This window comes from Nocardiopsis prasina DSM 43845, from assembly GCF_000341265.1.
GTDB classification, from domain to species: domain Bacteria; phylum Actinomycetota; class Actinomycetes; order Streptosporangiales; family Streptosporangiaceae; genus Nocardiopsis; species Nocardiopsis prasina.
Map to the genome: position 1 here is coordinate 22,042 of NZ_ANAE01000166.1, position 6,000 is coordinate 28,041.

General features: G+C 71.7%; 3 protein-coding genes and 1 pseudogene. 2 read left to right on the forward strand and 2 right to left on the reverse strand.

From position 1 onward, the window contains the following. Window positions 1-700: 700 nt before the first annotated feature. Together D452_RS0120655 and D452_RS0120660 are read left to right on the forward strand one after the other, a co-directional pair. Window positions 701-1,378: a sirohydrochlorin chelatase gene (locus D452_RS0120655; RefSeq protein ID WP_017546047.1), complete on the forward strand. Its 678-nt coding sequence runs from the start codon at window positions 701-703 to the stop codon at window positions 1,376-1,378. A 249-nt stretch (window positions 1,379-1,627) separates the two neighbouring features. After that, the gene (locus D452_RS0120660; protein WP_017546048.1) at window positions 1,628-2,551 is read left to right on the forward strand and encodes an aminoglycoside phosphotransferase family protein; all 924 of its coding nucleotides are present in this window, start codon (window positions 1,628-1,630) and stop codon (window positions 2,549-2,551) included. A 3-nt stretch (window positions 2,552-2,554) separates the two neighbouring features. On the opposite strand, the gene D452_RS0120665 is transcribed toward D452_RS0120660, so the two are convergent. Both D452_RS0120665 and D452_RS0120670 read right to left on the reverse strand, forming a co-directional pair. After that, window positions 2,555-3,232 carry a response regulator gene (locus tag D452_RS0120665; RefSeq protein WP_017546049.1) on the reverse strand — a complete coding sequence of 226 codons (678 nt, stop codon included), beginning with the start codon at window positions 3,230-3,232 and terminating at the stop codon, window positions 2,555-2,557. Then, a pseudogene (locus D452_RS0120670) lies at window positions 3,216-5,748 on the reverse strand (ATP-binding protein); the annotation flags it as partial. The gene D452_RS0120665 and the pseudogene D452_RS0120670, both read right to left, overlap by 17 nt. Window positions 5,749-6,000 lie beyond the last annotated feature (252 nt).

Here is a 6,000-nt window from a genome sequence, read left to right on the forward strand (position 1 = left end):
TGGGACAGCGGGACGTTGGTGGGACCCGAGGTCCCTGCCCATGTGGTTCCCAGTGTGCTGCCGGTGCGGGGGTATCGCAAGTGATCACGCCGGACTCGCACCCTGTCTCCCCACGTCAAGTGGTGTGTGGTTCTGCCGTAGTGGGGGAGTGCGCACCCTTGACAACAGGCGTTCCAGTGTGGCAACGGAGGGGCGTCTCGGAGGAGTGGACGGGAGGCCGGGTCCCCCTTCCTCGGCGCGTTCGAGAACGTGCGCATTCAGTGGCACGTGCATACGGTCCGTGCATTCGCCTCGGTCGTTTATTCGCGTCGGATTTCTCTGGAGAGGTCGGGAGAATTCTTCGGGCGGCGAGCCCCTGGGGTAGCAAAGAATCGGAACCCGGTTCCCGTAGGCGTCGTGCGGCCTTCACTTGTCGGGATGTTTGCGTGTTACGGGAGGTCAGTGGTGTTACTTCGAAAGCCCCCGAGATTCACGGAAGTGCCGTGCCGACAGTCGGAGACGCACGCCACTCTCAGTAGAAGTGGACACGCCGACGTTCGTGGTGGATTGTTATGATTCACCAAGACTTCCCCAGGTGATAACCACCACAGCCATTGTCTGCTGTTTTCCTCCGCGTAACACTGGGGTGCTTTCCGGAAATCCCACGTGCCTACGCTCAGTGGACCATGGCAGACGCCTCAGCGATCCCAAGGAGCCGATCATGGTCCCCACGATGGTTCTCGTAGCCGACGACTCCCGAGACGCCCACCGACGAGAGGCCCTGTGCGGCTTGGCCGAGGCCGTGGCGGCGCGCGGCGAGGCGCCCGTATCGGCGGCCTTCGGCAGCCCGGACGAGGTCAGGGCCGCGGTCCACGCCGTCCGTGGCCCCAAGGTGGTGGTGCCGGCCTTCGTCGCGGGGGGCGACGTCGCCAGCGCCCACCTGCTCACCCGCCTGGACCTCGGCCGCATGGAGGACTCCTGCCACACCCCGCCACTGGGAGCGGTCCCGTCCATCGTCGCCGACCTCGCCGGGCGGCTCGCGGACTCCGGTCGCAGGCCCGACGACGGCGTGGTCCTGGCGGCCGACGGCACGACCGGCACCGAGGAACGGCAGGTGGTCATGGACGTGGCCCGGATGCTGAGCCGACGCCTCTCCTCCCCGGTCCAGGTCGGCTACCTGCGCACCTGGGCGCCGTCCGTCATCGACGCCGTCGAACGGCTGCGCCGCGACGGCCGGGACCAGGTCGCGGTGGCCGCCTGGAGACTGGTCGACGGACCGGACTTCGACCTCCTCCGCCGACTCGACACCACCGCGATCACCGCGCCGCTGTGGCCGTCCGAACTGGTCGTGGACACGCTCCTCGCCCAGCACCGGGCCGCCAAGGGGCGCCTCACCTGACCTGCCGGGCCGGTGCCCCTCGCGGCGGCACCACCACGAACAGCCACGACGCCGTTACCAGCGCCGCGAGGATGGGTATGTGCCTCAGGGGCGGGAACTCCTCGCACCCGCGACGCGGTGCCCGCCGTCGCCTCGACGCCCTCGCGGCGCGGCGACGGCGCGGGCCACGGCCCCGAGGCACCCGAACGTCGACCCGGTGCGCGGTCCCTCCACGGCGGGCACCGGCGTGAGCGAACCGAAGGTGGATGTATGAACGACGGAACAGCGCAGTTCGTCGACGCCCGACAGCGTCGTCGTCTGGAGAGGCGCTTCGGGGGACACGTCACCGAGTGGCTGGCGGAACTGCCCGCGATCGTCGAGAAGCTGTCCTCCGAGTGGCGGCTCTCCGTCGAGGGCCCCGCCCCGCACGGGCGCACGTCCGTCGTCCTCTACGTGCGCAGAGCGGACGGCGGGGAGGGAGTCCTCAAACTCTCCCCGGACAGCGGGCTCTCCGTCTCCGAGGCCGACCTCCTGCGCATGTGGGCGCCCTCCCGACGCGTACCCGACGTGTGGGGTGTGGACGCCGACCGAGGCGCCTTCCTGATGGAACGGGTCGAGGGCGACACCGTGGCCGCCACCGGCGTGGTCCCGTCCATGGAGACCATCGGCGGCCTCATCGCCGAACTCCACAGCGTTGAGGTCAGTCCGGCCGAACGCATGGAACTGCGGCCGCTCAGCGCCCGGGTGCAGTTCGTGTTCGAGATGTGGGGACGCGAACGCGAGGAGGGCGCCGCGGCCGACACCGTCCCGGCCGCCGCGATGCACCGGGGTGCGGCCAAGGCCCGCGACCTGGCCCACGGTGACGTCGACGTCGTCCCGCTCCACGGCGACCTGCACCCCGGCAACGTCATCGACGGCGGCGAACGCGGACTGGTGGTCCTCGACCCCCGCGCCTGCCTGGGCGACGGTGCCGCCGACGCGGTCGACTGGGCGGTGTGGAGGGCCGCCGACGTCGCCGAGGTGGAACGCCGTGTGGACACGCTCTCCCGGACGATGTCCGTGGACCCCGACCGGATGATGGAGTGGGTGCGCGCCTTCGCCCCGTGCTTCGCGGTGGCCAAGGCCAACCGCGGGCAGACCGACTCGGTGGAGTTCGACCTGATGATGGACCTGTGCGGAGCGGTCACCCAGTGAGGCTCAGCGCTCCCTCTCGAAGCGGTAGCCGCGCCCGGCCTCGGTGATGAGGTGGCGCGGGCGTGAGGGGTCGGGTTCGAGCTTGCGGCGCAGCTGGGCCAGGTAGACGCGCAGGTAGTTGGTCTCGTTCTGGTAGTTGGGCCCCCACACGTCGTGCAGGAGCTGGCGCTGGCTGACCAACTGCCCGGCGTTTCGGGCCAGCAGCTCCAGGATGTGCCACTCCGTGGGCGTGAGCCGCACCTCCTCGCCGTCCCGGGTCACGCGCTTGGCTCCCAGGTCCACGTCGAAGGAGTCGGTGTGGACCACCGGGGCCTCCTCCGCCTGGACCGCGCGGCGCTCGGCGGCCCGCATCCGGGCCAGCAGCTCGTCCATCCCGAACGGCTTGGTGACGTAGTCGTCCGCGCCCAGGTCCAGGCAGCGCACCTTCTCCCCGGCGGAGTGCCGGGCCGAGAGCACGATGATCGGCACCTGCGACCAGCCGCGCAGCCGCTGGATGACCTCCACACCCTCCATGTCCGGCAGCCCCAGGTCCAGGAGCACCACGTGAGGGTGGCGCTCCGAGGCCAGGCGCAGCGCGCTCTCACCGTCCGGGGCGGTGTCCACGTCGTAGCCGCGCGCCCTCAGGTTGATCCGCATCGCCCGGATGATCTGCACGTCGTCGTCGACGACCAGGACCCGCATGCCGCTCCTCACTTGTCCGCCTCGTCCACCGCACGCAGGGTGAACACCATGGTCAGTCCGCCACCCGGGGTGTCCTCGGGAGCCAGGGTGCCGTGCATCGCCTCAACGAAACCACGCGCCACAGCCAGGCCGAGCCCCACACCGGTTCCCTGGGGTGCGTCCCCCAGCCGCTGGAAGGCCTCGAACATCCGCTGTTTGGCCTCGTCGGAGACGCCCGGCCCCCGGTCCACCACCCGCAGCTGGACGCTGTCGCCGTGCGCGCTCGCCGCCACCAGCACCGGGGTACGCGGATCGGGGTTGTACCGCACCGCGTTGGTGACCACGTTGGCCACGGCCCGGTCCAGCAGCCCCGCGTCCACGCGCACCCGGGGCAGACCGTCCGGGACGTCCACCACCACCGCGTCGCCCGGCACCCCCAGCAGCGTCGCCGGGATCACCTCCTCCAGCGCCACCGGTCGCAGTTGCGGCCGCACGCTGTCGGTCTGCACCCGGCTCATGTCCAACAGGTTCCCGATGAGCCGGTTCAGCCGGTCCGCAGACTCCTCGACTGTCTCCAGCAGTTCCGCGCGGTCCTCCTCCGAGAGCTGGATGTCGGTGGCGCGCAGGCTGGACACGCTCGCCTTGATGGAGGTGAGCGGTGTGCGGAGATCGTGCGAGACCGCCGCCAGCAGCGCCGTGCGGATGCGGGTGCCCGCGACCTGGCCACGCGCCTCGGCGGCGTCCCAGGCCAGCCGCTGGTGCTCCAACGCGATCCCCACGTGCGTGGCGAAGGCCTCCATCACCCCGCGGTCGGCGGCGGGCAGCACCCGTCCGCGCAACGCCAGCGCCACGGAGTCGGAGACCGCCACCAGGGCGTCCGCCTCGTCAGGGGCCTCGCACGCCGGAGCGCCCACACTGTGCACGGGATACCAGCGGCCGTCGTCCAGACGTTCCAACAGGGTCGCGGAGCGCTGCCCGAAGGTCTCCCTGATCCGCCGCAGCAGCGCCTGGAGCGGTTCGTTCCCGGACAGCACGCTCGCCGCCAGCAGGGCGACCGCGTCCGCCTCGGCGCGGGCTCGCAGGGCCTGGGACGACCGCCGGGCGGCCATCTCCACCATGGTGGCCACCAGCCCGCCCACCAGGATGAACGCCGTCATCGACAGGAAGTTGTCCAGGGAGACCGAGGGTCTGCCGTGCAGGGGTGAGAGCAGCACCGTGAGCAGGACGGCGCTCCACAGCGCCGAGGCCAGAGCCGGGCGCAGACCCCCCACGGCGGCGGTGGCGACGGTGATCAGCAACAGGAACAGCGGGTCCGCGGCCGGACCCACTTCGGAGAACACGGGCAGCGCCAGCACCAGCGTGACGAACGGGGGTGCCATCAGGGACAGCGTCCACCCCCACAGCCTCCGGTGCTCGTTCAGGCCGCGCCCCGGTGGGGGCAGCGGCCAGTGCCCCCGGCCCACCTCCTCGTGCGTCACGATGTGCACGTCGATGTCGCCGGACTCCCGGGCCACGATCGTGCCCACGCCGGGGCCGAACACGTACTGCCAGGGCCGCCTGCGCGAGGATCCGAGGACGATCTGCGTGGCGTGGGCGCCGCGCGCGAACTCCAGCAGCGCCGAGGGCACGTCGGCGCCGACCACCTGGTGGTAGGTGCCGCCCAGCTCTGCCAGGAGGTGCCGTTGCCGCAGCAGCTCTCCGGTGGGGCGTTCACCGATCCCGCTCGGCGGCACCACGTGCACCGCGAGCAGGTGGCTCGGCTGGGGGCGCCCGCCGCGCGAGCGGGCCGCCACCCGGGCCGCGCGGCGGATGAGGGTCTCGCCCTCGGGCCCGCCGGTCAGGGCCACCACGACTCGCTCGCGGGCCTCCCAGGTGTCGCGGATCTCGTGCTCGCCCAGGTAGTGGCTGAGGCCCTCCTCGACCCGGTCGGCGGTCCAGAGCAGGGCGAGTTCGCGCAGGGCCGCGAGGTTCCCCTCGCGGTAGTAGTCGGCCAGCGCGGCGTCCACCCGCTCGGCGGGGTGCAGGTCGCCGTGGGCCATCCGGCGGCGCAGCTCCTGCGGGGTGGCGTCGACCAGCTCGATCTCGGCCGCGGCGCGCACCACCCGGTCCGGGACGGTGTACTCGGGCCGGACCCCGGTGATCTGGTGGACGACGTCGTACAGCGAGTCCAGGTGGTGGACGCCCACGGTGGACAGGACGTCGATCCCCGCGGCCAGGAGTTCCTCCACGTCCTGCCAGCGGGTGGGGTTGGGGGACCCGGGCTCGTTGGGCCGGGCGAGGTCGTCCACCAGGACCAGCCGGGGCGCGCGGGTGATCACCGCTGCGGTGTTCACGGCGCCGGTGGGCAGCGGAGGGACGGTTTCCAGGCCCTCCAGCAGCGCGGAGGTCTTGGCGCGGCGGTGGGTGTGGACCGCGCCGACCACGACGTCGGTCCCGCGTTCGGCCCGGCGTCTGGCCTCGGCCAGCGCGTGGTGTGTGCTCCCGACCCCGGGGGCCGAGCCCAGGTGGATACGGAGTGTTCCTTTCACGTGTCCCATTGTGGGTGCGCGAGGACGCGGACGCCTTCGTCGGGGGGTGATCCCGACGACGGAAGGTGACCGAAAGAGGACGCGGGGAGATTCTTCACGTCCGGTGTCCGGTAGAACTTGAAGGGCCCGATTTCTACAGATCAGACCACGAGGTAACCCCATGGGACAGCCCCCGCCCCCGAACGGCCCGCAGGGCCCCTACCCCGGCCAGCAGCCCCCTCAGGGCCCGCCGCCCGGGTACGGCCAGCAGCCGCCGCAGGG